The organism is Nitrosospira sp. NpAV (genome assembly GCF_000832065.1).
Classification (GTDB): domain Bacteria; phylum Pseudomonadota; class Gammaproteobacteria; order Burkholderiales; family Nitrosomonadaceae; genus Nitrosospira.
Window position 1 is genome coordinate 1 of the sequence record NZ_JXQM01000085.1, and the last position, 437, is coordinate 437.

Annotated in this window: 1 pseudogene; it reads left to right on the forward strand. The window is 49.0% G+C overall.

The window, feature by feature from the left end:
* Positions 1-437, forward strand: a pseudogene (locus SQ11_RS15415) (glycosyl hydrolase); the annotation flags it as partial.

A 437-nucleotide genomic window follows, 5' to 3' on the forward strand; every position in this document is an offset into this window, starting at 1 on the left:
CCGCTATGTGATCGTGGATGACTATCATTTCATCTGCGCCGGAAAAAACAAGGCAGATCTTAACGGTTACTTCACGACTGAAGAAGATTACCGCACCCTCGATCTTTTTCCCATTTCCGAAGCGCTGCGCTATCGGCTCCCGTTTTCTCCCGCACCGGAAGCGATTACCTATATCGAATCGCTGATCGACCAATCCACAAACGGACATCAACCCGCTGCAATCTACTTCGATGACATTGAGAAATTTGGTATCTGGCCAGAAACCTACCAATGGGTGTACGAGCGAGGCTGGCTGGAACAATTTATTCAGGGTGTACTGGCGTCTCCATATATCCGGTTGCAGCGCTATCGAGACTATCATGCCAGTGAAAAAACACGCGGCATTATCTATCTCCCCACCACCTCTTACATTGAAATGAACGAGTGGACACTACCCG